The organism is Sphingobium sp. SG1, assembly GCF_057063145.1.
In genome coordinates this window covers 24,964-46,027 of sequence record NZ_JBVVOJ010000021.1, presented here as the reverse complement: position 1 = coordinate 46,027, position 21,064 = coordinate 24,964, and the positions used below count along the sequence as shown (strand labels likewise).

Genomic DNA, 21,064 nt, shown 5'->3' with positions numbered 1-21,064 from the left:
CCAGAACCAGCGCAGCCGCTTCTCCATCTCCGGGGCGTAGCACTGGACCCAGCGATAGATCGTCGTATGGTCGACCGAAATGCCGCGTTCCGCCAGCATTTCCTCAAGGTCGCGATAGCTGATCGGATAGCGACAATACCAGCGCACCGCCCACAGGATCACATCACCCTGGAAATGGCGCCACTTGAAATCCGTCATCGTTCCGTCCGTCCAATCTCCGCCAAGCATGCTCAAGCTTCACGATTTTTGCAACAGAGCCATGAATGGTAAGTTTCCGTTGCACACCATGATTAACAGCCTGCCGACGATAAAGGCTGGGCATATCGCGCGGGCGCAGCTCCTTCGCCTTGCCAGCGCCGTGCCTGCCCGATACGGTTCTGCAACAACTCTGCTTTCGGGTCGCGCACAACCCGCCGTTGTGTCCGAAAGTGCGAAAGCCCGGCCCTGTGTCGGGCTTTCTTATATTCGTGCTAGACCACGCTCCAACAAATAGTTCTGGTTCTCATAGACGCCTACGTCTATGCCGGATCTGACAGAGGAAGCGGGATGGCATTGGAACCTATCAGGGTATTGGAGTTCGCGGACGCCGATCGCGCGGACGTGCAACGGCGCGTGGTCGATGCCGTGCAAGCTGCGCCCGAACGGTTCCTGACGGACTATGCGGCCCGACCCGGCACTTTCGGGGGGCGCTACGTCTGTGCGGACGCCATGAAAGAGCTGCTTCCCGAATATACCGCCTCAAGAGAGGCCCGCGGCCGATACAACGCGCCCGTCCACAATGCCGCGGCCGTTCTGGCGGCCGAACAATACCGGCGCGTAGTGGCCGATAGCTCCGATCCGGCCCGCAACCTGGTGCTGTTCGTAACCGGGATGCCGGGGGCCGGGAAAACCTCTGAAATCCAGTATGCGGCGCTGCATGAAGGAAACCGGCTCGGCCGTGACGTGCGCGCGATCTTTGAGGGCCAGCTTGTCGATCCGCAAGCGAGCATCGCCAAGGTCGAACAGGCATTGAGCGCCGGATGCAGGGTCGGGGTAATAGCGGTGCTGCCTCGGCCAGAGGAGGCGCTTGCGCACACGTTCCAACGCTTTGAGGAGCTGGGCCGGGGTGCGAGCGCGGCCGTGATGGTGCGTATTCAGGAGGGCACGCCTGACGGCCTAGAGGCCCTTCTAGGTCGCTTTGGCGATCAGATTTCGGTTGCGGTCCATGACGTGCGCGATCGTGCGAATGTTCATCGCCTAGAAGGCATGGACGGTGTAAATATCTGGCGGAAGGAATTGGAAAATGGACCTGTCCAAGAAAGGCTTGAAAGAGAGTTCGACCGGCTCAACCAACTCGGCCGCGTCAGCGCAGATTGCGCCCTCCAATTCAAAGGACAGTCTCCCCACGGGCAACTTTACGCGATTGGAGGCCCTGATGTTGGTGGGAGCCTCGCACATGGCGACGGACGAAAAGCTACGCCGGAAAGTGGCCGAACGTCTCTCCTGAACGCGGCACGGGGAAGCTCGCTCGCCGGACTCTCCGACGCCCTCAAGACAGGCCAGAGCGAAAGCGACGGCAAAACCAAATCCAACGAAATCGGCCACGGCCTGCCTAAGCCGCCGTCGCCTCGGCGTTCCAGATGAACGCCCCCAGCCCTAACCTTCCGCTTGGTGTTAGCCGGGGAGCGTTGCGAGGGGCTGGCCCCTTGCTGTGGGGGTCGATCGGGACGCTGGGCGGCCCGATCGCAGGGGGACGCTTCCCCCGCCTGCCCCTTCTTTTCCAGTAGGTGCCATGACCGGCTATCTCGGCTCGAAACAGGTTTCGGGCGCATATCAGGCTGTGATTGCCAATATGCCGCCGCACGATACCTACATTGAGACGCATCTAGGCTCCGGCATCGTCCTCCGGCGCAAGCCTCCCGCTGCCCGCTCGATCGGCCTCGAAATTGATCCGGCTACCTTTGAGTGCTTCGGCTCGATCGCGGCAGAGGAATCGAGCGCGTTCGATGGCGCGGCCGTCGAAACCTACAACGTCGATTGCCTCGCCTTCCTGCGCGATTTCGACTTTTCGGCCGCTGGGCGCGTGCTGATCTATGCTGATCCGCCCTATGTCCTCGCCACGCGCTCCCATCCGGGCACGCGCTACCGCTATGACTATACGGAAGCGGACCATAGGGAACTGCTGGCCGTCCTCGATGCGCTGCCCGCCTCGGTGATGATTTCAGGCTATCCCTCGTCCCTGTATAGCGAACTGCTGCCCGCGCCGCGCTGGCGCGTCCTGTCCTATCAGGCCATGACGCGAGGCGGGCCGCGCACCGAATGTCTATGGATGAACTATGCGCCCGACGCGGCGCATTGGGCCACCCATGCCGGGGTGGATTTCACCGATCGCCAGAGGATCAAGCGCAAGGCGGCACGTTGGAAACGCATGTTTAGCGAGCTGCCTGCGGGCGAGCGAATTGCGATCCTCGCCGCGCTGCTGGAAGTGGACTCATAGCAGGCCAGCGCCGCACTCGTTGCCGTTGTGAAATGATTAACCAAAGCATCCTAGATCAGCCCTGCGACCCGAAGAACCTTTCTCGATCATTTAGGTTCTTTCACTGGACCCGGCTGCATTAGCTGTCGGGTCCATCTTTCTGCGCCGCCAGCTCGTCCACCAACATTTAACCAAGGCGGGCAAGGGTCCGATTACCGCTCCTGTGTCAAAAGAGGCGATGAACGGCGATAACAACAGGCCCTTTTCGCGCGGCGATTTGTCGGCGCTTCTGCTGCTGCTGTTCACGCTCGCCATGATGGCCTATAACTATCGGCATCCAGAGTGGGCGAGCCAAGGCGGCATATGGGCCTACATTGTTCCCCGCCACGGGACAGCATCATAGGCGTGCGCGCCTATCCGATGACTGAACGGACAAAGCGGACGATCGGCGGCCCAACGCCCGCGAGGAAGGCAAGCCCGGTAAGCGCCAGCAATCCCCAAAACTCGATGTGGATAAGCAAGTCGCTGCCGGAATCGTCGTTCGGATCGGGCCAGTCCTTCATGGCACCGGATGATTACGGCTCCGGCTCGATGCTGCAACCTCCTAAGCCAGCAAGGGGCTTCACCGGCCAGCATCATAGACGGGAACGTCTATGCCACCGGCGACATAGACGCGGGCGGCTATGCTGCAGCGCATAGACAGCGGCGACTATGCTTCAGCGGCCAACATTTCCGAGACAGGGCAACCGATCGCGTCCGCGAGCTGCGCCATAACATCCAAGGTCGGATTGGCCTTCCCGTTCTCGATAAACGAAATGTAGGAGGCCGTGACGCCGGTTTGCTCATGCAGCATCGCTTGCGACATTTTGAGGGCCTGCCTCCGCGCCCTCAACCGCTTCCCGAATAATTTGCTCAACGGGTGCGCCATATCGTCCAAACGTAGGTATATTGCCATTCTGGAACCTGCTTCGGAGTCGGGTGATGATGGACTTGAACGACGAACAATATCACCGCCTCCAACATGCTATAGCCCTCACGCGCGAAAGCCTCGCTATCGCGGCGGAGCTGGGCGACGATCTATCAGCCTTTCAACTGAAACACGCGCTCCATTCGCTGCATTACATTAGCGAGCTAGAGGCCGAAGGCCATGACGATCGGGAGCCTGTCACCCTGACCGTGGATGAAGCGGAGGCCCCGCGAACTGCGAGAACAATGCGAGACACGGACCTGAGCGATGAACAATATCGCGGCCTCCTCCACGCTATAGACCTCGCGCGGGAAAGCCTCGTTATCGCGGTGGAGATGGACGACGACATAACCGCCTTCCATCTCAAAACCGCGCTCCGTTCCCTCGACTATTCTAGGAAGCTGGTTTCCGCTTGATCTAGCGTCGAACGCTGCGGCGCTGGGCCGGTCGATCGTCTCCGATAACCGGCCCGGAACGCTTCCTTTCGCGTTCGTCGTCCAGCTCGATCCGGGGAGCCTCCCGCTCCTGCTGACGCGGGTTCTCGATCGCCGCCCTGATCTGGCGCACCACGCCTTCACGGCCCAAGCGGCTGTTCTGCTGCAAGTCGTTGAAGTCGGTGAAGCGTGCCGGGTCGGCCTGCTGCTCGCCGGGAGCGAAGGTCGGGAAGACCGGAACGCCGTTCACGGCCTGCGCCGCTTGGGTCGCCTTCTCCTTGCCGGGATTGTAGCCGAATTTCTCCAAGACGCGCTGATCGTCCTCGCCCATGATGAAAATCGGCTTGTCGGGGTAACGCTCGCGCAACGCGGCTGCGACGGCGGGAAGGTTGCCGGAATCGAACGCCGCGACGGTCGCATGGTCCACCACGCTAGAGACGGTCGCCATCGTCGCGTAGCCTTCGCCAATCATAATGCGCGGGGCCTTGTCGAGCGCGGCTAGTGCGGCCTGCGGCGTCACGCCCCCGTTGACCACATGGAAACAGCTTTCCTTGTGGCTCTCCTTCGCAAAACGCTTCGTGCCGTCTTCCTGAATATATTGCGTCGTCCAGTGCTTGCCGCTGGTGTCGATCGCCGGAAGGTGGATTGTATTATCGCTGGCGCTGGCGAGCGCGCCGATCGTCGGCGCAATGCCCTTCCTCTCCATGTAGGGCGTTGCCTGCTCGATCTGACGGCATTGCGCGGCGCGCTGCTGCACGCGCTCGGCCGTCGCGTCATATGTCGCCGTCCGTTCCCGATCGCGCTCCTCGCGCTTGGTGGCCGCCTCGGCGTTCAAGCGGGCCTTCTCCTCCTCGCTCAAGGTGTAGCCGGTGCTTTTCCAGCGCATATCCAGCCCTGAACGGTTGTTCTTGATATAGCCTGCGGGGTGGCCATCGGTGAACGCGACGTAGAAGCCCGCCGCCTCGCCTTTGCCGTCCCCCGCTGCGGGAACGCGGTGGGTCTTCCCGTCCATCATCGGGTGCCCTGCGGGAACCTCAAGGCCAAGGGATTTCATGGCGTCGGCAAACTCGACCTCCGGGCTTTTCGCCTCCTGCTGGCGCGGCTGATTGTCTATTTTCCAGCGCGCCAGCTTCTCCGGGTCTGCGCCCTCCGGCGCATACCAGCTCTTGCGCGCGGCATCCCATTTCGCGCCGTTGGCTTTGGCAAGGGTTCGTTCGCCATAAGGCACCGCCAGATATTCGCGCGTCTGTCGCGGGGTTTCCTTCATCGTATGCCCTTCCTGCGGCTGCTCCGGGGCCGTGGGGCGCTGCGCGCGCTCGCCGGGGAGCGATTGGCCTATATCTTCTGCGGGTGCCTCTACGGCGCTTGAAAGCCATTTCTGGAACGGCTCGACATTAGCGCCTGCCGGGACATACCATGATTTTTCGGCCTTATCCCACTTTGCGCCCAAGGCTTTCGCCTCGTCCTTCTCCCGATAGGGGACCGCAAGATATGTGCGGGTGGAAGGCGCTGGCGCGGCGTCCCGGTGGTCAGTCGCGTCAATGTCCAAGGATGGCGAATTGACCGCATAAAGCGGGGCCAAGCCCTGCCGCTCGCGGCGCTCATCGGCATATTGCTCCGCCTTCAAATTGATAAGGCGGGCAATCTCCTCCGGGTTCTGGTCGCGGCCATCAAAATCGCTGATCTGGTTCGGCCCAAGGGACAAGGCGATATAGCGGCGGCGCTCGCTATCGGCGGAATAGCCCGCCATAAGGTTTCGCTCGCCGTTCGGGGTTATCATCGTGCCGATCGGCCCGACGCCCTCAAATTGCCGTCGAACGGTGTGCATCGGCCCGCCACTATCAACCGGCTCCCAACCGTGCTTGTCGATCAGCGCGTGCAAAGTGCGGTCGGAATAGTGCTGCTGCGGGTCCGGTATAGAATCGCCTATGGCGGCAACGGCCCCGGCTGCGGCGGCCCATCTGTCGCCGCTATGGTCTGTCAGCCGCTCGACCGTAAACCCGGAATCATTAAGCGCCGCTGCAAGCGCCGGTCTGGCGAAGGCGGCCTTGATACGATCGTCCAGCTCCATGTTGAGGTCATCGGATATTACTAGGTCCGCTTCCTCGTTCCCATCGAAATGGGGGCCGTTCTGCCACTCCTCATAGGCTTGAACCGTCTCGGCCACGGCCGCGACCGCAAGCCGATCGCCCTCATCAAGATCATTCTGGCGCTGCTCCGGTGCCTGCTGGAAGTCTGGCGGCAAAGTCACGCGGAACCTATCAAAATCCTCGCGCGTAGCAGGCCGGATTTGATCTAGCGGACTGGCATAGAATGGCCCGTTAATCGGGTTGCGCCCGTCTATATTGCTGGCGAGGACGCCAAGCATCGTCATGCCCGGCTGCTGATAGCAAAGCGTATTCTCATTGCTGACGAAATATCGCGTATGGTCCTGCGCCTGCTCGACCTGCTGAATCAGCTTTTGTTCCAGCGCCAGAACATAGGTGTGAATCTTCTCGGCGTCCGATGCGGCGCGGACAATCTCAAGCGGGTCTTCCTCAAGGACTTTGATCCATGATCCGACATAGGCCGCGTGCTGCTCCGGGTCGTGGCCGATCTGCAATTCCTGCCCGGTTATGAGGCTCGCAATCTCGGCTCGCAATTCTTCGCGGGCATAGCCTTCCGAACCGAACGGGTGCGCCAAATCCCGGTCAAGGCGGTTGGGGTGGCCGGTCCAGTGCCCCAGCTCGTGCAGCGCCGTGGCGTAGAAGCGATCCGCGCTCGGAAACTGGCTGCGCAACGGCAAGGTGATGCTGTCGGTCGAAGGCCGGTAAAAGGCGCGGTCGCCCGCTTCTTCGGTGATTTTCGCGCCCGACGCCTGCAAGATGGCCTCGGCCCGGTCCACCGGATTCCACTCATGCGTAGTGGTGGCGATAGGTGGAAGCCCGTCGATCTGCTCGGCGTTGAACACCACGGCATAAAATGCGCGGGGCCGCTCAAGCTCGACCTTCTCTTTCCTCTGGCGGCCCTCGGCGTCCAGCACGGGCTTACCGCTCTCGTCCCGAACTACCCGTTCCTCCTCGAACTGCCAGTATTGGACAAGGGAGCCTTTCTCGCCCTTCCGCACCTGTGCGCCTTGGGCGGCGGCCTGCTTGTAGGTCAGCCAGCGATTATCAACCCGGCCCTCGGACATGAGATTGAGGACATTGACGCCGCGATAGCGTTTCCCGGTCGTTGGATTGAACGGCAATCCGCTGCTGCCGGTTGTCTCCCAAGGCTTCTGCCAAGGGGCGGTGCCCTGCTTCAACTGCTCTATCAGCTTGTCGGCAACCCGCTGGTGAAAGGGCTTCTTCTCCTCGGCCATGTCCTCGCCCTCCCCTAGATCAATTCGCGTTGCGCGCTGCCGCGATCAATTCGCCGCGTTCCGTGGCGATCGGTGCCGCGTCACCATCAAGCCCTTCCTCGGCCTCGCGCGCGTCGGCCTCGCTCATGGCGTCCTCGACAAAGGCCCCTGCCCGCTCTGCTTCCTCCGGGTCGAACTCGACAACCGCGCCGGGAATCTCGGCGTCGGCAAGTTTGCGCGCCACCAGCTCGTCAAGGGTGGGCGCGTCCTGCGCCTTGGGCTGATCCGTCATGCTCGTTCTCCTTTGCTGAAATCGGGCTGTCCCTTGTTGTCGAAATAGGTCTGCTTGCAGCCGGGATAGGCGCTGCAACTCCACCAGAAGGCCCCCTTCTTTTTCGCGGAAGGACGCCGCACTAGGCCAGCGCCGCACGCTTGGCATTTGTGCTGCTGCGACGGCACGGGCGCGGGAGCCTTCGCCAGCTCCGGCTTGCCCGCCTTGTCGTTGGCGGTGAATTTGCAGCCGTCGGCATAGCCGGTGCAGGACCAAAAATAGCCCTTGCTCCCTTTGATCCGGCGCAGCGGCTTGGAACATGACGGGCAAGGCGGCGCGTCGATCGCTATGGCAAGGCCCTGCTCTTTCACCCGTGCGACCTCGCGGCCGACATAATCGGCCAGTCCGCGAACGAATGTCATGGTATCGCTCTTGCCCTCGGCAATCGCGCGCTGCTGTTCGTGCCAAATGGCGGTCATGTCAGGGAACTTCGCCTGATCGGGCAAGGCGTCATAGAAGGCACGCGCCTGCGGGGAACTGACGATATTCTTGCCCTTCTCGACCAAAAACCCGCGATCGAAAAGCGTGGCTATGATGCTGTCGCGGGTCGCCGGGGTTCCAATTCCGCCATGCTCACCCGCCTTCCCCTTGTCCTTCTCGATCAGGAGTTTCCTAAGCCGCTCGTCCCGAACATATTTCGCCACCCGCGTTAGGTCGGTCAAAAGCGTGGCCATCGTATAGAGCGGCTTGGGCTTGGTTTCCTGCTGGTCGGCGCTGGCCGAAAGGCATTGCCCGGCCATGCCCGACGCGATCGAACGCAAGTCGGCCGAAAGGGTGTCCTCGTCCTCGGCAATATCCTCATTGCCTACATCGTTCTTATAGAGGACCGTCCAACCCGGCTTGGTCACAACCTTGCCCCGCGCGGAAAAGGCGTGGCCCGCAACCTCTATCTCGATTTCGGTCTGGTCATATTGGTTCGCGGGCCAGAACTGCGCGACATAGGCGCGCGCGATCAGCATATAGATACGCTGCTCCGGCTCTGTCAGCGCGGCAAAGTCGGCCGTGGCTTCGGTCGGAATGATGGCGTGATGCGCGGAAACCTTCTGCGAGTTGAAGGCCCGGCTTTTTATCGACGGGTCCGCGCGCTGCGCGATCGCTGCCAGCATCGGGACCGTCGCGGCGACGGCCGCCAGCACGCCGGGGGCGTCGGCGTGCTGCTCATCGCTCAAATATTCGCTGTCGCTGCGGTTGTAGGTGATAAGGCGATGCTTCTCCCGCAACGCCTGCGTAATGTCCTTCACCTGATTGGGCTTGTAGCCGAATTTCCGCGCGGCATCGGTTTGCAGCTTCAAGAGATTGTAGGGCAGCGGCGGCGCTGCCTCTTTCGCGGTGGTTTTGGCGCTGGCGATGCGAGCCGGTTGCCCCTGCACCGCCCCGGCTACGGCCGTCGCGAAATTGCGGTCGATCAAGCGGCGCTGCTCATCAACAGGGTCGCCCTCCCCGATCTGGTAACGCGCGGGGAAGGTCTGCCCGGCGAAACTGAACTGCCCCGATACCGTGTAGTAATGGCTCTTGGTGTGGGCCTCAAAATCGCGGTCGCGGCGGACGACAAGGCCCAAGATTGGGGTCTGCACGCGACCGACACTAAGAACGCCCTGAAACCCCCGCGCCTGCGCCGCGAGGGTATAGGCGCGGGTCATGTTCACGCCATAGAGCAAATCGCCCACGCTGCGCGCCTCGGCCGACGCGGATAACCCGGCATATTCGCGGTTATCCCGCATGGAGGCCAAGGCCCGCTGCACAACCTTTAGATTGTTGTCATTGATTAGCAGGCGTTGGACCGGCAACCGGCTTCCGGCCCATTGCAGAATCTCGTCAACGATAAGCTGGCCCTCATCGTCGGGGTCGCCCGCGTGAATGACGCTCCGCGCCGATTTGAGGAGTTTGCCGATCGTGCAGAGCTGGGCGCTCGTCTTGGCAACGGGCCGCTTTTCCCACGGGATGAAGCTGATCGGCAGCGCCGCCATGTTCCACGGGTCTTGCGGGTCCACTAGCTCAAGCATGTGGCCAATCGCCCACGTCACATAATGACGGCCGCAATCTATGAAGCCGTCTTGTCGCGCCCCTCCTCCAAGGCCCTCGGCAATGGCCCGCGCGAGTTCGGGCTTTTCGGCAATGACGATGATCTCTCCGCTCATGCCATCACCACGTCACTACGGGTTTGATGGAGGCGGTCACTTGCCGCGCGCTGATCGGCCCGAAATAGCGGCCGTCGAAAGAGGCCGCGCTGTCGCCAAGGACAAGGATTTCCCCATCGCCTAGCGTCCAAGCGGCATTGAGCCGGGGCAAGGCCCGCCCTGCCCCATCGGCAAGCTGCGGGGCGCTGTCGGGGACAAGGCGGCCGTTGATCCGCACGCCCTGCCCGCCAATCTCAACGCGGTCGCCTTTAGCGGCTAAAATCCGCTTCATCATTTCATAGCTTCCGCTGGGGCAGTCGCCGGGTTCGATGTAGCGCCTACGCAACGCCTCCAAAAAGGGCGGCGCTGCGGGCGGACAGAACGCCACAAGATCGCCCTTTTGCGCGGTCCCGCCCGTCGCCCGATAGACGCCTACCGGGATGCTCGGCGTAGCGTTGAAGCGAAGGCCCGCCGCCTTCGCGCCAAGCATGGCGATCATGGCCCCCGCCACGCCACAAACCGCATAGCGGCTGACCTTGGCGAAGCTCGGCCGCTTCATAGTTTGATCCTCCGGCCCCCTTCGGGCGGCTTCGGCGCGTGATTGCCCCTGATCGTGTCGCTCCGATCCGGCGCGGGAATCTTGGCGCGGGCACTAAAGGTCGGGTCTTGGAAATAGAGGGGCTGACGGCCATAGATCATGGGATAGCCTGCGACATAAATCAGCATGTCGCCCGCTTCGGAAATATCTCCGTCCGGGGTCTTCTTCGGCCCCGGCATCCTCATACACTCATCAGGCGTCAAAAGCGGGCGCTGGGTTTCCTGCACGGTCTTGGACACGGTGCCACCAAAGAAACCCCCGCCCCCGCGTCCGGTGCTTTTGGTGATTTGCTCTTTAAGAACGGTGGTCTGCCCGGTGAGTTTGGAAAGATGCTCGGCCGTCTCAACACGGTTGGGCGGATAGGCGTTCTGGATATGAGCGTTGGAGGTTATCAGCTCATCCGGCCCATAGCCGGTTTCCCGGCTCCTAAGCTGGTTGGTGTCCTGACAAATGAGATAGAATTTCAGGCCGTAGCCTGCGGCGAACGCCAAGGACTCCTGAATGATTCCAAGTTTCCCAAGGCTGGGAAACTCATCAATCATAAACAGGGCGCGGTGCTTGTAGCTCTGAACTACCCGGCCCTCCTCGAACTCCTGCTTGGGCGCAAGGATACGCACCATCATGTTGAGCATGACGCGGACAAGCGGGCGGAGCCGGTCCTTATCGGTGGGCTGGGTGATGATGTAGAGGCTAACCGGCCTCTCGCTGTTCATCAGGTCACGAATGAGGAAATCGGAAGTCGCGGTATTGGAGGCCACAACCGGGTCTTGATATAATTCTAGATAGCTCTGCGCGGTCGATAGAACCGATCCGCCCTCATCATCGGGGCGATTGAGCTGGGCGCGCGCGGCTTTGCCGACAACGGGATGATTTTTGCCGCCCGGCAAATGGCCGAACGTAAGCATTTCCTCCCAAACCTCCTGCGCGGGCCGAACCGGATCGGCCAATACGGCATCCACTTCGGCCAAGGTCGCCGCGTTGCCGCCATGCTTGGCTTTGTAGATGACATGCAGGATCACGCCTACCAGAAGCGCCCGCGAGGTCTTTTGCCAATGGCTTTCGACCCCCTTCCCGTCCGGGTCCACTATCAGCGTAGCGAGATTCTGAACGTCTGCGACTTCGTTGTCAGTCCCTACCCTGATTTCGTCCAGCGGGTTCCAGTGGGCGGAGCCGCGGGAGCTGGCCGGTTCAAATCGCATGACGATCTGGTTGGCGTGCTGCTTCCTCCAACCGGCGGTCAACGCCCATAGCTCGCCCTTCAAATCGGTGATGACGGCGCTATGCGGCCACGAAAGCAGCGTCGGGATGACAAGGCCCACGCCCTTCCCCGATCGGGTCGGGGCATAGGTTAGGCAATGCTCCGGGCCGGAATGGCGTAGATAGACCGTCTTCCCGTTCTTCTCCTGATATGCGCCAATATAGACCCCATCATTTTCAACGAGGCTGGCCGCGCGAATGTCCTCCATGTCGGCCCAGCGGGCCGATCCATGCAGATAGGCATTGCCCTTCCCGGCGTTCGATTTCGCCAGTTTGACAGCAGCGGTTATCAGGACGCCCACGCCGAAAACCACGGTGCCCACGCCCACGGCTTGCCCGAAGGCGGGTTTCAGCGCCGGAACCTCGCTCCATTTGCTGAACCATTGCAGGAAACGCCACGGGGCATAGATATGGCCCGCGTTCGGCCCCAAGGTAGCCTGATAGGCCATCTGGTGCGCGAACATCTGCGTTGCGCTCCATAAGCCTCCAAGGGCGGAACCGGCCACAAGGGCCGCCAGCAACGGGCGATTATCGCCCTTGCTTCCGCGCTCCCGCACTTGCGGCCCGATGGCTGTATTGCGCTTCTTTGCCATGCTTTGCCCTTCTCGCGGCCGTTACCGGCCGCGCCCCTTGCTTTTGACGGTGCCGTTGCTGGCAATCTCGATCGGCTCGCCAATCGCCAGCTTGCCCGCGCGGGCGGCGCTGCGCGCGTCCACGGGCAGCACAAGCATGTCAGCGCCATCTCTTAGGAGTATCAATTTCTGCCCTTCGATTTGTCGCGTCCCGGCGTAAATCAGCGGCCCATGATCGCCAGTGAACAGCCGATGCGCCGGTATATCCATTCCAATGTGACGCTTCGCATTGCGTTCCGCAATGTATTTATCCGCTGCGCTGGCCTGATCGTCGCTCACTCGCGGCCGATCGTCGTCCCGTCGCACAAGACGATCTGGCCGGGGCTTTTTGGTCGTCCACGTCTGAATGAACATCACGCGGCAATAGCAAGCGACCTCGCTCGGCGTGCTGAACCACACCGAGTTGGGACAGGTCGCGCAAACTACCTCGGCTTTCGGGCGGCGGCTCTCGTCCAACGCGGCCAATGTTGGGCTTAACGGCGCGCTCGCTGGGGGCCTCGGCTCCTCCGGCGCTAGAATGTCCATTTCTGGCGGGCTGTGCGGGGCCAGCTCGAATGGCGGCGCTGCTGGCTCCTCCGCTTGCAAGGCCGGTTCCGGCGTCGGTTCCTCCGGCGCTGACGGCTCCGGGTCGGAATGTCCCGTTTCGACCTGGTGCTGTGGTGCTGGCGTCTCGTCCAGCGTCATTGACGGCGTTTCGCCCAGCAACGCCAGCGCCGCCTCTATCTCCTCGTCCAACGATTTGTCTGTCACGCGCGCGCTCCTCTTGCCTGATATTTTGACGCCGGGCCTCTAGATCGGGGTCCGCAAATGTGATGGGCATGGCCGATCGGGCGGCGGCTTCCACCACAAGGGCCTTGAATTGATCGCTGCCGCTGATCGCCAGCCTGTCGCCATAGCGTTCGTGCGCAAGCCGCAAGGCGGCAACAACGCCCTCGATCTGCGCCCCGCGCGATACATGCAGGCGCTGGCCATCATCGCGCACCGCTGCATTGGCGGTGCGATAGATGATCGTCCCGCGTTTCGTGATGTGGTCTTGCCGGATCGCTGCGGGGTGTGCTGCGCTCGGCATCGCCGCAATGTGCAGCGCATCCTTGGGAGCGGTGCGCCGTCCCTCCCGCGCGCGCAGGGCCTCAAGGGCGGTGCGGTCGCCCGCCTTGGCCTGCTCCTGTAGCCAGTCATTCCACCCGCGCCGGGAATTACGAGACGCGATGCGCTCCCGTTCCCGCCCGTGGGCGGCAACAATCTTCGCAATCGCGGCCTTGGTGGACCGGGCCGCCAGTGCGTAATTGAGGCGCTTAACAGCCGGGCCGCCACCTAGCAGCTTTATCGCCGCCCGCTTCGTCCTCCCGATGCGCTTCACCTGTTCAATGGCCGCGCGGCGCTTGGCTGCGGCCTCGGCCAGCTCGACCTTTCGGCGCGTGGCGCGCGTGCCCTGCTGGGCGCGGTAGGCAGCAAATAGGCCGCTGGTGTCGATACGGGAGGGCACGGGGCGCTTTTCATAGGTCTGTCGGGCTTTCGGTGCCCCCTCCCCTCCCCGCGCGCTCTGGAAGGCTCCCAAGCGTTTCTCTAACGCCCCTTTTGACAGCTCGCGCGCGATGGAACTGGCCTTTACGGTCGTTCCGTCCATCGCAGCGAATATCAGGCCGTTGCCGCGCGCCTGCACGGACAGGCCGAAGTCGGCCGCGATCTGGTGCAACTCGGTCCAGCTCGCGGCGGCCTTCAAGGGTTCGGCGCAATTCCGCTGCGCCCAGCCTATCAGGCTCTCCGTGCCCGCGATCTGCTCCATGTCCTTCGCGCGGTTTTCCCCGCCGCGCTGGTGGGCGTTGTGGTTGACGCGCTCCAAACCGTGACGGACCTCTAGCAGCTCGCATAGCTCGGCAAGCGTCCGATAATCCCGCAAGGGCGTATGGATCGTGTGGCGGGTCGGATGAATCTTGTTGATCGCCAGATGAATATGCGTGTGGTCGGTGTCGTGATGAACGGCGCTGATCCGCTGATGCTCGGCAAAGCCCAGCCCCGCGCAAATCGTCTCCTCAATATCGCGCAAGGCTTCCGCGCTCGGACTCTCGCCGGGAGGAAACGAAATTATGAGGTGATATGTCTTGTCCGAAGCCGCCCGCTGATTGGCCGATTGGACAAGCATAACGTCCTGTGCGGCATCTTCTGGCGTCTCGCCTCGGCAGTTGGTGACAGTCACCACGCCCACGCGCTCATCACGCCCCTGCGCGCTGGTGATGTATCGCACCAACCCGCCGAAATCGCTCTTTGCGGTCGCCTTCATGGGGACGTGTTTTGCAATCATCCGCGCGGCCCTTTTTTAGCCGCTAAAATCTTGCCGGGACCGCAAGACCTTTCGGATGATCCCGGCCAGCTCCTCCTGATTGGCCTCAATCTTGGACAGCACGCCCCGAATGACGACCGGCATCCGTTCGGGGGCCATTTCCTCCAACTTGGCGTCGTCGGTAAGCCATAGCTTCAACAGGCCGCCAAGACGGCCAAGGTCGCCATTGACGCGCACCAACTCACGCCCCTGTTCTATGTCGATTATGGGGCGCGGCTGATGCCCCAACCCAAGCACACGCAAATAGGCCGACGCGCTCAACCCGCTGGCCTGTGCGGCGGCTTCAATCGTCGCCTTGTCCTCGGCGCTGCACCATATCTTGATGTGGTGCCGCTCGCGCTTCGCCTTGGGTCTGTCGTTCAAATCACCTTCCCTTCGCTGCGGTAGCGGCGGCCTCGCAGAGCAAGAATCCCGTTGAGCGCCCCCGGCGCGAATAAGGGGAGTGATGGGGGTGTCCGCGCTTGCGTGGATGCCTCCATCACCTATCTTGCCCCGTCTTCGACGTTTAGACGCCAAATAGAAACTGTTGCTGGAACGATCATATATCGTTCACCCCCGAAAATATCTAGCGCCACACGGCCTAATCTGGCAGAAAAATACGATATAGCGGGAGTTCATCGGTTCGTGGCCGGTTTATGAACGCATTATAGCCGATTATGCGCCGAAAAATATCGTAGGTGGAAATGACAGACAGCGGGAAATCCTTCACGGAGCGATTGCGCGAACGGGCGGCCTCACGGGAGCCGGGGGGCAAAAACCGGAACCTCGCGCAATTCCTCGCCGCTCGATCGGACATAGATGCAGCCCTTGCGGAAGGATGGCCGGTGCGCGGCATATGGGAGCTGCTGACGGAGGAAGGCCGCATTAGCTTCGGCTATGCGTGGTTCGCCAAATACGTTCGCCGGTATCGCGCGCCAGCTACCGGGGAACCGCCCAAGGCATCGCCAGCGCCCCCCTCCCCTTCCCGATCAGCAACGGCCTCGGCCGAAGCTGATCCGCCGCCCCGGCCCAAACCGGCGCGCTTCAATCACCCGGCCACTCCGAACAAAGAGGATTTGGTATGAGCAACGTCCACATAGTTTTGCAGGGCAAGGGAGGTGTGGGCAAGTCGCTCGCCGCCTCGATGCTGGCCCAATATCTGACCAAGCGAGGCGAAAGCCCGCTCTGCATTGATACCGATCCGATCAACGCCACCCTTGCCGGGTTTCAGTCCCTCAACGTGTCCAAGGTCGAGCTGCTGGAAAACGGCGACATAAACCCGCGCAAATTCGACGCCATGATGGAAATGATCGCCGGTTCCAAGGAATCGGTGGTCATTGACAGCGGCGCGAGCAGCTACAGCGCCCTATCCTCCTATATGTTCGACAACGGTGCGCCTGACGTGATTGCCGATCTGGGCCATAAGCTCGTCCTGCATACCATTATCGTAGGCGGGCAATCGCTGATCGACACGCTTCAAGGCTTCGCCTCGGTAGCCGAAGCCTTCCCCGATCCGGCTGCAATCGTCGTGTGGCTCAACCCCTATCATGGGCCTGTCGAGGCAGAGGGTAAGAGTTTTGAACAGCTCAAAGCCTACCGGGAGCTAAAGGATCGGGTCGCCGCGATCGTCACCCTCCCCGATCTGAGAAAGGAAACCTTCGGGGCGGACGTTCGGGACATGCTGGCCGCGCGCAAGACTTTTGAGGAAACGCTTGCCGATGGCGACATAGCCCTGATGCAGCGTCACCGCCTCGGCCGCGTTCGTGATGCGGTCTTTGCTGAACTCGACAAGGCTAAGGTCGTGTAATGGCCGATCACGAAAAAATCGCGGCGCTGATCGCGGAAATCTCGCGCCAGCACGGGGTCACGCTGTCCGCCGATGATCCCTTGATGATCCTGCAAACCATCAACGCGATGTTGCTGGGCGAAAGCGCCGATGCGCAGGAGGAGCAACTAAAGGCGTTCAAAAGCGAGCTGGAAGACATGAGCAATCGTTGGTCGATTGCTATCACCGACAAGGCGGAATCGGTGCTGAACGCCGCGCTGGATGCCTCGGAAGCCGCCATGAATGAACGTATGGAGGCCGCAGCGAAGGCTATCATCAAGGAAGTCGGAGAACATATCGGGACGGGGCTACAAAAGCCCCTGAACGATGGCCGGGCCGTCGCTAACCGCAATCTCCTAGCGTCGGGCCTGACGCTGATCGCGGCGCTGGTAGTGTTGGCCGCTGCCCTGTTCCATCATTGACGCCAGCGAAGGCCCCTCCCCCCCGTGGGTCGCGCTATCCCCCGTCTCTCGCCAATCCGCGCGCGAGCGTGCGGCCTGACGGTTTCCGATCGTCCGCCCCGCGCTCGACCGTCTTTTCCCTGATCTGCTCTTTCTCCCGCTCCGCGCGCATGTGCAGCTCATGCAACCGGCGCGCCTGCATCAGCTCCTCGAAATCATCGACAAGTTTCGGCTCTCGATATTCGAGTTTGGCCGCCGCGATCGTCTCCACGCGCGGGCCGTGAACGGCCATACCGTCGCGGATTTCGCGCACGGCTTCTAGCCTTACCGCGATCCGCTGCACGGCCGCTTGCGCATTGGCAATCCGGGCCTGCCATGCTTGGCGCTTGCCGGGCAGGGACAGGAAGCCGGGGGGCTGCTGCTGGATTTGCTGCAAGCGGGCGGTTTGCTGCTCCATCATGCTTTCTAGGCGGTCCTCGATCTGGTTCGCCTGCTCAACCTTCTCCTCAATGACCGTCTGTAGCTGGGCGTTATAGGTTTCCTCGGTTGGCGCGGTGGCGATAGCTGCCGTTTCCTGACTATCCAGCGTGCGCGCCTCGTCTAGCAGCCGGTCGGCATCGGCCTGTGGGTCGCCCGTTCCCTCGTCCAGTGAGAACTTGTCCGGGTCTGCAATCGGCGTGTCCTGCATGGCCGTTCCTTTAGCGGCTAAAATTTCGAGCTTGCACTATATCCGATTTTCCAGCCTCCCGCGCCACAAAAAAGGCCCCGCTTGCGCGGGGCCATCAACTCGATGCTATGCGTCACTCAACGCATGTCGGGGGGAGGGTGCGGATTTGCCATCCACCAGTTCGGTTGCCCCCACGGCCCGTCTAACCATTCCCCATTTGTCAATTCGCCGCGAGTCCATATCCAATCGCAGCCCTCGCTATATGGCCGCCATGTGTCGCCGGTCGTCCATGCGAGAAGGATTTCAACACCAGATGGGGCTGTCTCGATAGGTTGCCAATCGTCGGTAGCCATAGATACCTCCAAATATTACCCCTCAAGAAGCGCGAGAAGCTGCACTTTCCCAAGATCGACCTCGGTTTCCTCGCCGCTGTCTTCATACTTGATCCACGCCACGCCATCGCGCGAGGGCCGCTTATTCAGGATCAGACGGGCAGGGCGCTTGCTATGGGAAACCTGCACAATGGCCTTTTTCAGCTTTAGCGGGTCTTCCTCTTTCGGTTCCTTCTCCTCCTCGGCCCCGGCGTCGTCACCAGCTCCGCCGTTGCCCTCATCGTCGCCCGCCTCCTCCTCGGCCTCGCCGCTCAAGCCGGACTCAAGGAACTCCTTCAAGAGCCGCACCGATCCGCGCGTAATCTCCTGATCGGCATCGGCCAGCCAGCGCGCCACGCCCTCGCTATGCTTCTTGTGGAGGCCCACAAGGTCATAGATCAACGTCACGTCCTTGCAACGCCCGCTCTGGAACGCCTTGGCGATCGGCTCCGGCAAATCGAGCAATGCCGCGTGCTGGGTGACAAAGGCCGGGGATTTCCCGATGGCCTTGGCAATCTCGCCCTTCTTTTTCCCGTTGGCCAGCTCGCGGCCGATGTAGTCGGCAATCTCGCGGGCCGTGAGAGCGTCACGCTGCAAATTCTCAATGACCTGATCGGCCTCGGTATAATCAGGGTCGATGAAGCCCGGAATTGTCACTTTCTCGGCCAACAGGGACGCGCGATAGCGGCGCGCGCCGTGGTTGATGAGATAGCGCCCCTCCACCTTGGGGTTGGGCCGAACGGAAATAGGCGTCTTCACGCCGCGCGCCCTGATCGTCTCGGCCATTTCCGCCAGCGAATTTTCGTCAAACTGCTTGCGGGGCTGGTGCGGGTCTTCGTCAATCAGCGCCAGCTCCAATTCGAGCGGAGCGCCAGAACCGCCCTCCGGGGCCGCAGGAGAGGCTAGGAGGCTCGAAAGGTCGCCCAACCCCTCCAACCCTAGCCCGGCGTTCTGCGCGGGCTTCTGCGTGGCCTTGGTGGACGATTTGCCCGCCTTCTTGTCCTCGGTGTTGTCGGCCATCGTCAAATCTCCATCTTTTCTTGAATGTGGCGGGCCATCGCTCGCATTTCCTGCGCCGCTTTCCGCGCCGAAGTCCGTTTGATCGACCAAACCGGCAAGCCCGACGCCAGCGCGTCCGCAACGCTGCTCCGGTTTCCGATCGGCGTCGGAATGACCAACTGGGGATAAGCACGGGTCAACTCGTCAAGGTGCTGCCCGTGCCGGGGATTCCGGCCATCAACCTTGCTCGGTATCATGCCAAGGAATTGCAGCGCCGGGTTCGCGCGCCGGATATTGGCGATCGTCGTCACCATCTTCTCAATGCCCTGCAAACTGTAGGCTTCAAGCTCGATGGGCGAGGCCGCAAAGTCGGCCGATAGCAACGCCGCTGCCATTCGGACCCCAAGGGAAGGGGGGGTATCTATCAGGCACACGTCAAAGCCTTCCGCCTCGATCACGGCCAGACTGCGCTTGAACGCGCCAGCAGCCGCACCGAGATCTAGTTTCTCAAGATCGGCCAACCGCGCGTCGGCGGAAAAGACAGCAATCCCCTCGGCGTTAGCCAGGTCGAATTGTGACACGGCATCGAAAAGGCCGCTCGCCAAGGCTCCGCTATCATATTCGCCAAGGGTGAAGCTGGCATTTCCTTGGGTGTCCAAGTCAATAACTGCGACCTTCAACCCCTGTTCTTTGAAGTAATAGGCAAGATGAACGGTCGTTGAAGTTTTACCAACGCCGCCTTTCTGGTTCGCTATGACAAGTGTTTTCATCGTTTGGCGTCCAATCTTTCCACCGCCTCGCGCTGCCATTGCCGCACAAGGAAGGCTTTATGTTTCGGTAAAATCGCCGTCACACGCTCGAAACCTTCGGGAACCTCGCTATGCGCGTTCCAAATCCGGTTGACCGCCAGACAAACGGCATTGCGGGACACGCCTTCGCGCTTCGCCACGGCCGATTGGGCCTCGCCGTCCACCAGAACGGCGCGCGCCATGTCGAGCGGACGCGCCGCGATATTGAGCCGTCCAGCAGCTTGCTCAAAGGCCGACGCGCTCAAGCGTTTATCCATTGCGCCTGCCGCGATTCTTCTCGCGGTATAGCTTCGGCTCATAGACGCCAAGGAAGATGTAGAGGGCGATATAGACCGCATAATAGGCGAGGAACTGCCAACCGGCATGAACATCCGGCGTGTTCCAATACCAGAGCATCCGGCAGAACTGCCAGAATACGACAAGCGGGATGATGAAGCGCGCGACGGTCCAGATCAGGACTCCGAACGTCCAGACGGCCGCAATGACGTAATCCACGCGGTTGCCCTCCCATGCGGGTGGAGGATTGGGAAGCCGCATGACCGCAAAACGTGCGGGCAGCGGGGGAATTTTCGCCTTCATCGGAATACTCCGGTTTCGACCTTGGCGGGTTGCCCGGTCACAACCGATATAATGACAGCATCCCGAACCGTGTCAAGCCCCCGTAAAGTCTGAACGGCAATAATTTTAGCCGCTAAAATCGTCGTTCTGGTGTTCCCAAATATTTCCCAAGCCCGCAGCCGCGCACAACAGCGCCCATGCCGAATAGGGAATCTGATCGTCGCCGCCCGTCCAGCGCCGAATAACGCGGGTATTGCTCAAGCCTAGAAACTTGGACGCGCTGCCCCCTGTCATGTCCGCTGCTTTGAGGACCGCCCTTACCTCATCCGGCGTCGGCTGCTGCCACCCCTGATCGGCGGGCAATAGGCAATCTGGCCGAACATCAATCATGCGCGCGTCTGTTCCTTCGCTGGCGTTGCTCCTCATGGCGGCCGAATGAGGAATATGCCCGATAGGCAGGGAAGGGAAGGGGGGCACGCTGCCCCCCTGTGGCGCTAGTCGAGCGCGGCACCGATCGGCCCCGCTTCCGAATGTTGGGCGGCATAGGCAGATGCCCACGCATAGAGCTGGGCAAATTGATCCTCGCCGTATTTTTCGTGCATATGCCCCAGCATGAACAGGGTGGCTATAAGGCCCGCCGCGTCGGCCGAAACGTCGCCAGAGAAGCCGTTGCCGTCCCATTCCAGACGATATTGGGGCTGATCGCCGGGGGCCATGTAGAACCCGCCGTTCGATAGGGTGTAGAAATGCCAATATGCGCCCGTGTAGTCGGCGGATAGCTTGGACATATAGCCATAGGTGACGGCCTCGACCTCGATCATGCGCGCCAGCCCGAACAGCCGGGGCAGGCACATAATCCGGTCTTCTTCGCCAACCAGCACGGCGGCAATTCTCTCTCTGTTGCTCATCGGACTTCTCCGGTTTCGACCTTGGCACCATAGCCCGGCCATATCCGATATATTGGAAGTTTCCCGGTTGCTGTCAAGTTACGCTCGCCCGCC

At 61.5% G+C, this 21,064-nt stretch carries 24 protein-coding genes and 1 pseudogene; 7 read left to right on the top strand and 18 right to left on the bottom strand.

Annotated features, from left to right (window positions below; translation table 11 throughout):
• Positions 1 to 198: pseudogene (locus AC0KVN_RS24580) on the bottom strand (IS6 family transposase); the annotation flags it as partial.
• Positions 199 to 546: 348 nt separating this feature from the next.
• Here AC0KVN_RS24580 and AC0KVN_RS24575 point away from each other — a divergent pair.
• The 3 genes from AC0KVN_RS24575 to AC0KVN_RS24565 all read left to right on the top strand — a co-directional run bounded on the left by AC0KVN_RS24575 (position 547) and on the right by AC0KVN_RS24565 (position 2,858).
• Positions 547 to 1,623, top strand: a complete 1,077-nt coding sequence (locus AC0KVN_RS24575) for a hypothetical protein (protein ID WP_044663217.1) — start codon at positions 547 to 549, stop codon at positions 1,621 to 1,623.
• 148 nt (positions 1,624 to 1,771) lie between these two features.
• On the top strand, positions 1,772 to 2,476 hold the full coding sequence (locus tag AC0KVN_RS24570) for a DNA adenine methylase (RefSeq protein ID WP_006954176.1): 705 nt from the start codon (positions 1,772 to 1,774) through the stop codon (positions 2,474 to 2,476).
• Between the two features lie 217 nt (positions 2,477 to 2,693).
• On the top strand, positions 2,694 to 2,858 hold the full coding sequence (locus AC0KVN_RS24565; RefSeq protein ID WP_021223002.1) for a hypothetical protein: 165 nt from the start codon (positions 2,694 to 2,696) through the stop codon (positions 2,856 to 2,858).
• 10 nt (positions 2,859 to 2,868) lie between these two features.
• Here the strand turns inward: AC0KVN_RS24565 and AC0KVN_RS24560 are convergent, their stop codons facing one another.
• Positions 2,869 to 3,018: a hypothetical protein gene (locus AC0KVN_RS24560; RefSeq protein ID WP_172668332.1), complete on the bottom strand. Its 150-nt coding sequence runs from the start codon at positions 3,016 to 3,018 to the stop codon at positions 2,869 to 2,871.
• A gap of 146 nt (positions 3,019 to 3,164) precedes the next feature.
• Entirely contained in the window at positions 3,165 to 3,383 is a 219-nt protein-coding gene (locus AC0KVN_RS24555; RefSeq protein ID WP_226998764.1) for a helix-turn-helix domain-containing protein, read from the bottom strand.
• Positions 3,384 to 3,436: 53 nt separating this feature from the next.
• Between AC0KVN_RS24555 and AC0KVN_RS24550 the strand changes: the two genes are divergently transcribed.
• Positions 3,437 to 3,838, top strand: coding sequence for a hypothetical protein (locus AC0KVN_RS24550; protein ID WP_044663218.1), 402 nt, complete (start codon positions 3,437 to 3,439; stop codon positions 3,836 to 3,838).
• Between the two features lies 1 nt (position 3,839).
• Here the strand turns inward: AC0KVN_RS24550 and AC0KVN_RS24545 are convergent, their stop codons facing one another.
• From AC0KVN_RS24545 to AC0KVN_RS24510, 8 genes are read right to left on the bottom strand one after another with little or no spacing between them, the layout of a single operon-like run.
• Positions 3,840 to 7,199 (bottom strand): zincin-like metallopeptidase domain-containing protein, encoded by a 3,360-nt coding sequence (locus AC0KVN_RS24545; RefSeq protein ID WP_086485398.1) that lies wholly within the window; start codon positions 7,197 to 7,199, stop codon positions 3,840 to 3,842.
• Between the two features lie 19 nt (positions 7,200 to 7,218).
• The gene (locus AC0KVN_RS24540; protein WP_054944723.1) at positions 7,219 to 7,470 is read right to left on the bottom strand and encodes a conjugal transfer protein; all 252 of its coding nucleotides are present in this window, start codon (positions 7,468 to 7,470) and stop codon (positions 7,219 to 7,221) included.
• Complete coding sequence (locus tag AC0KVN_RS24535; RefSeq protein WP_086485397.1) at positions 7,467 to 9,647, bottom strand: DNA topoisomerase 3; 2,181 nt, start codon at positions 9,645 to 9,647, stop codon at positions 7,467 to 7,469. Before AC0KVN_RS24535 ends, AC0KVN_RS24540 begins: the two co-directional genes overlap by 4 nt.
• Positions 9,648 to 9,651: 4 nt before the next feature.
• Positions 9,652 to 10,185: a conjugative transfer signal peptidase TraF gene (gene traF, locus AC0KVN_RS24530; protein ID WP_054944722.1), complete on the bottom strand. Its 534-nt coding sequence runs from the start codon at positions 10,183 to 10,185 to the stop codon at positions 9,652 to 9,654.
• Positions 10,182 to 12,074, bottom strand: coding sequence for a type IV secretory system conjugative DNA transfer family protein (locus AC0KVN_RS24525; protein ID WP_086485396.1), 1,893 nt, complete (start codon positions 12,072 to 12,074; stop codon positions 10,182 to 10,184). Before AC0KVN_RS24525 ends, traF begins: the two co-directional genes overlap by 4 nt.
• A gap of 21 nt (positions 12,075 to 12,095) precedes the next feature.
• Positions 12,096 to 12,392: a hypothetical protein gene (locus AC0KVN_RS24520; protein WP_483656447.1), complete on the bottom strand. Its 297-nt coding sequence runs from the start codon at positions 12,390 to 12,392 to the stop codon at positions 12,096 to 12,098.
• A complete protein-coding gene (gene traI, locus AC0KVN_RS24515) occupies positions 12,361 to 14,394 on the bottom strand; it encodes a TraI/MobA(P) family conjugative relaxase (protein ID WP_483656446.1) in 2,034 nt (677 codons plus the stop codon). The genes AC0KVN_RS24520 and traI overlap by 32 nt, the downstream gene beginning before the upstream one ends.
• A gap of 36 nt (positions 14,395 to 14,430) precedes the next feature.
• On the bottom strand, positions 14,431 to 14,817 hold the full coding sequence (locus AC0KVN_RS24510; RefSeq protein WP_086485394.1) for a plasmid mobilization protein: 387 nt from the start codon (positions 14,815 to 14,817) through the stop codon (positions 14,431 to 14,433).
• A 320-nt stretch (positions 14,818 to 15,137) separates the two neighbouring features.
• Here AC0KVN_RS24510 and AC0KVN_RS24505 point away from each other — a divergent pair, with 320 nt between their 5' ends.
• Genes AC0KVN_RS24505 through AC0KVN_RS24495 form a run of 3 tightly spaced genes read left to right on the top strand, consistent with a single transcriptional unit; the run spans position 15,138 to position 16,680 of the window.
• Positions 15,138 to 15,518, top strand: a complete 381-nt coding sequence (locus AC0KVN_RS24505) for a TraK family protein (protein WP_158636722.1) — start codon at positions 15,138 to 15,140, stop codon at positions 15,516 to 15,518.
• Positions 15,515 to 16,240 (top strand): nucleotide-binding protein, encoded by a 726-nt coding sequence (locus AC0KVN_RS24500; protein WP_006954191.1) that lies wholly within the window; start codon positions 15,515 to 15,517, stop codon positions 16,238 to 16,240. The genes AC0KVN_RS24505 and AC0KVN_RS24500 overlap by 4 nt, the downstream gene beginning before the upstream one ends.
• On the top strand, positions 16,240 to 16,680 hold the full coding sequence (locus AC0KVN_RS24495; protein ID WP_019053940.1) for a hypothetical protein: 441 nt from the start codon (positions 16,240 to 16,242) through the stop codon (positions 16,678 to 16,680). Before AC0KVN_RS24500 ends, AC0KVN_RS24495 begins: the two co-directional genes overlap by 1 nt.
• Positions 16,681 to 16,714: 34 nt before the next feature.
• Here the strand turns inward: AC0KVN_RS24495 and AC0KVN_RS24490 are convergent, their stop codons facing one another.
• The 7 genes from AC0KVN_RS24490 to AC0KVN_RS24460 form a co-directional block, all read right to left on the bottom strand.
• The gene (locus AC0KVN_RS24490; protein WP_044663213.1) at positions 16,715 to 17,347 is read right to left on the bottom strand and encodes an IncP plasmid survival protein KfrC family protein; all 633 of its coding nucleotides are present in this window, start codon (positions 17,345 to 17,347) and stop codon (positions 16,715 to 16,717) included.
• 347 nt (positions 17,348 to 17,694) lie between these two features.
• Entirely contained in the window at positions 17,695 to 18,717 is a 1,023-nt protein-coding gene (locus AC0KVN_RS24485) for a ParB/RepB/Spo0J family partition protein (RefSeq protein ID WP_044663212.1), read from the bottom strand.
• A 2-nt stretch (positions 18,718 to 18,719) separates the two neighbouring features.
• Entirely contained in the window at positions 18,720 to 19,466 is a 747-nt protein-coding gene (locus tag AC0KVN_RS24480; protein ID WP_006954197.1) for a ParA family protein, read from the bottom strand.
• Positions 19,463 to 19,750 carry a TrfB-related DNA-binding protein gene (locus AC0KVN_RS24475; RefSeq protein ID WP_006954199.1) on the bottom strand — a complete coding sequence of 96 codons (288 nt, stop codon included), beginning with the start codon at positions 19,748 to 19,750 and terminating at the stop codon, positions 19,463 to 19,465. The genes AC0KVN_RS24480 and AC0KVN_RS24475 overlap by 4 nt, the downstream gene beginning before the upstream one ends.
• Before the next feature lie 4 nt (positions 19,751 to 19,754).
• A complete protein-coding gene (gene kleE / locus AC0KVN_RS24470; protein ID WP_006954201.1) occupies positions 19,755 to 20,084 on the bottom strand; it encodes a KleE stable inheritance protein in 330 nt (109 codons plus the stop codon).
• A 105-nt stretch (positions 20,085 to 20,189) separates the two neighbouring features.
• Positions 20,190 to 20,453, bottom strand: coding sequence for a hypothetical protein (locus AC0KVN_RS24465; protein WP_006954203.1), 264 nt, complete (start codon positions 20,451 to 20,453; stop codon positions 20,190 to 20,192).
• A gap of 104 nt (positions 20,454 to 20,557) precedes the next feature.
• Positions 20,558 to 20,971 (bottom strand): antirestriction protein, encoded by a 414-nt coding sequence (locus tag AC0KVN_RS24460; RefSeq protein ID WP_006954205.1) that lies wholly within the window; start codon positions 20,969 to 20,971, stop codon positions 20,558 to 20,560.
• Positions 20,972 to 21,064 lie beyond the last annotated feature (93 nt).

Bases quoted from the DNA above. Each gene is read 5' to 3' on its own strand.
- AC0KVN_RS24575 (WP_044663217.1), top strand. From the start codon at position 547: ATGGCATTGGAACCTATCAGGGTATTGGAGTTCGCGGACGCCGATCGC.
- AC0KVN_RS24570 (WP_006954176.1), top strand. From the start codon at position 1,772: ATGACCGGCTATCTCGGCTCGAAACAGGTTTCGGGCGCATATCAGGCT.
- AC0KVN_RS24565 (WP_021223002.1), top strand. From the start codon at position 2,694: ATGAACGGCGATAACAACAGGCCCTTTTCGCGCGGCGATTTGTCGGCG.
- AC0KVN_RS24560 (WP_172668332.1), bottom strand. From the start codon at position 3,018: ATGAAGGACTGGCCCGATCCGAACGACGATTCCGGCAGCGACTTGCTT.
- AC0KVN_RS24555 (WP_226998764.1), bottom strand. From the start codon at position 3,383: ATGGCGCACCCGTTGAGCAAATTATTCGGGAAGCGGTTGAGGGCGCGG.
- AC0KVN_RS24550 (WP_044663218.1), top strand. From the start codon at position 3,437: ATGATGGACTTGAACGACGAACAATATCACCGCCTCCAACATGCTATA.
- AC0KVN_RS24545 (WP_086485398.1), bottom strand. From the start codon at position 7,199: ATGGCCGAGGAGAAGAAGCCCTTTCACCAGCGGGTTGCCGACAAGCTG.
- AC0KVN_RS24540 (WP_054944723.1), bottom strand. From the start codon at position 7,470: ATGACGGATCAGCCCAAGGCGCAGGACGCGCCCACCCTTGACGAGCTG.
- AC0KVN_RS24535 (WP_086485397.1), bottom strand. From the start codon at position 9,647: ATGAGCGGAGAGATCATCGTCATTGCCGAAAAGCCCGAACTCGCGCGG.
- traF (WP_054944722.1), bottom strand. From the start codon at position 10,185: ATGAAGCGGCCGAGCTTCGCCAAGGTCAGCCGCTATGCGGTTTGTGGC.
- AC0KVN_RS24525 (WP_086485396.1), bottom strand. From the start codon at position 12,074: ATGGCAAAGAAGCGCAATACAGCCATCGGGCCGCAAGTGCGGGAGCGC.
- traI (WP_483656446.1), bottom strand. From the start codon at position 14,394: ATGAAGGCGACCGCAAAGAGCGATTTCGGCGGGTTGGTGCGATACATC.
- AC0KVN_RS24505 (WP_158636722.1), top strand. From the start codon at position 15,138: ATGACAGACAGCGGGAAATCCTTCACGGAGCGATTGCGCGAACGGGCG.
- AC0KVN_RS24500 (WP_006954191.1), top strand. From the start codon at position 15,515: ATGAGCAACGTCCACATAGTTTTGCAGGGCAAGGGAGGTGTGGGCAAG.
- AC0KVN_RS24495 (WP_019053940.1), top strand. From the start codon at position 16,240: ATGGCCGATCACGAAAAAATCGCGGCGCTGATCGCGGAAATCTCGCGC.
- AC0KVN_RS24490 (WP_044663213.1), bottom strand. From the start codon at position 17,347: ATGCAGGACACGCCGATTGCAGACCCGGACAAGTTCTCACTGGACGAG.
- AC0KVN_RS24485 (WP_044663212.1), bottom strand. From the start codon at position 18,717: ATGGCCGACAACACCGAGGACAAGAAGGCGGGCAAATCGTCCACCAAG.
- AC0KVN_RS24480 (WP_006954197.1), bottom strand. From the start codon at position 19,466: ATGAAAACACTTGTCATAGCGAACCAGAAAGGCGGCGTTGGTAAAACT.
- kleE (WP_006954201.1), bottom strand. From the start codon at position 20,084: ATGAAGGCGAAAATTCCCCCGCTGCCCGCACGTTTTGCGGTCATGCGG.
- AC0KVN_RS24465 (WP_006954203.1), bottom strand. From the start codon at position 20,453: ATGATTGATGTTCGGCCAGATTGCCTATTGCCCGCCGATCAGGGGTGG.
- AC0KVN_RS24460 (WP_006954205.1), bottom strand. From the start codon at position 20,971: ATGAGCAACAGAGAGAGAATTGCCGCCGTGCTGGTTGGCGAAGAAGAC.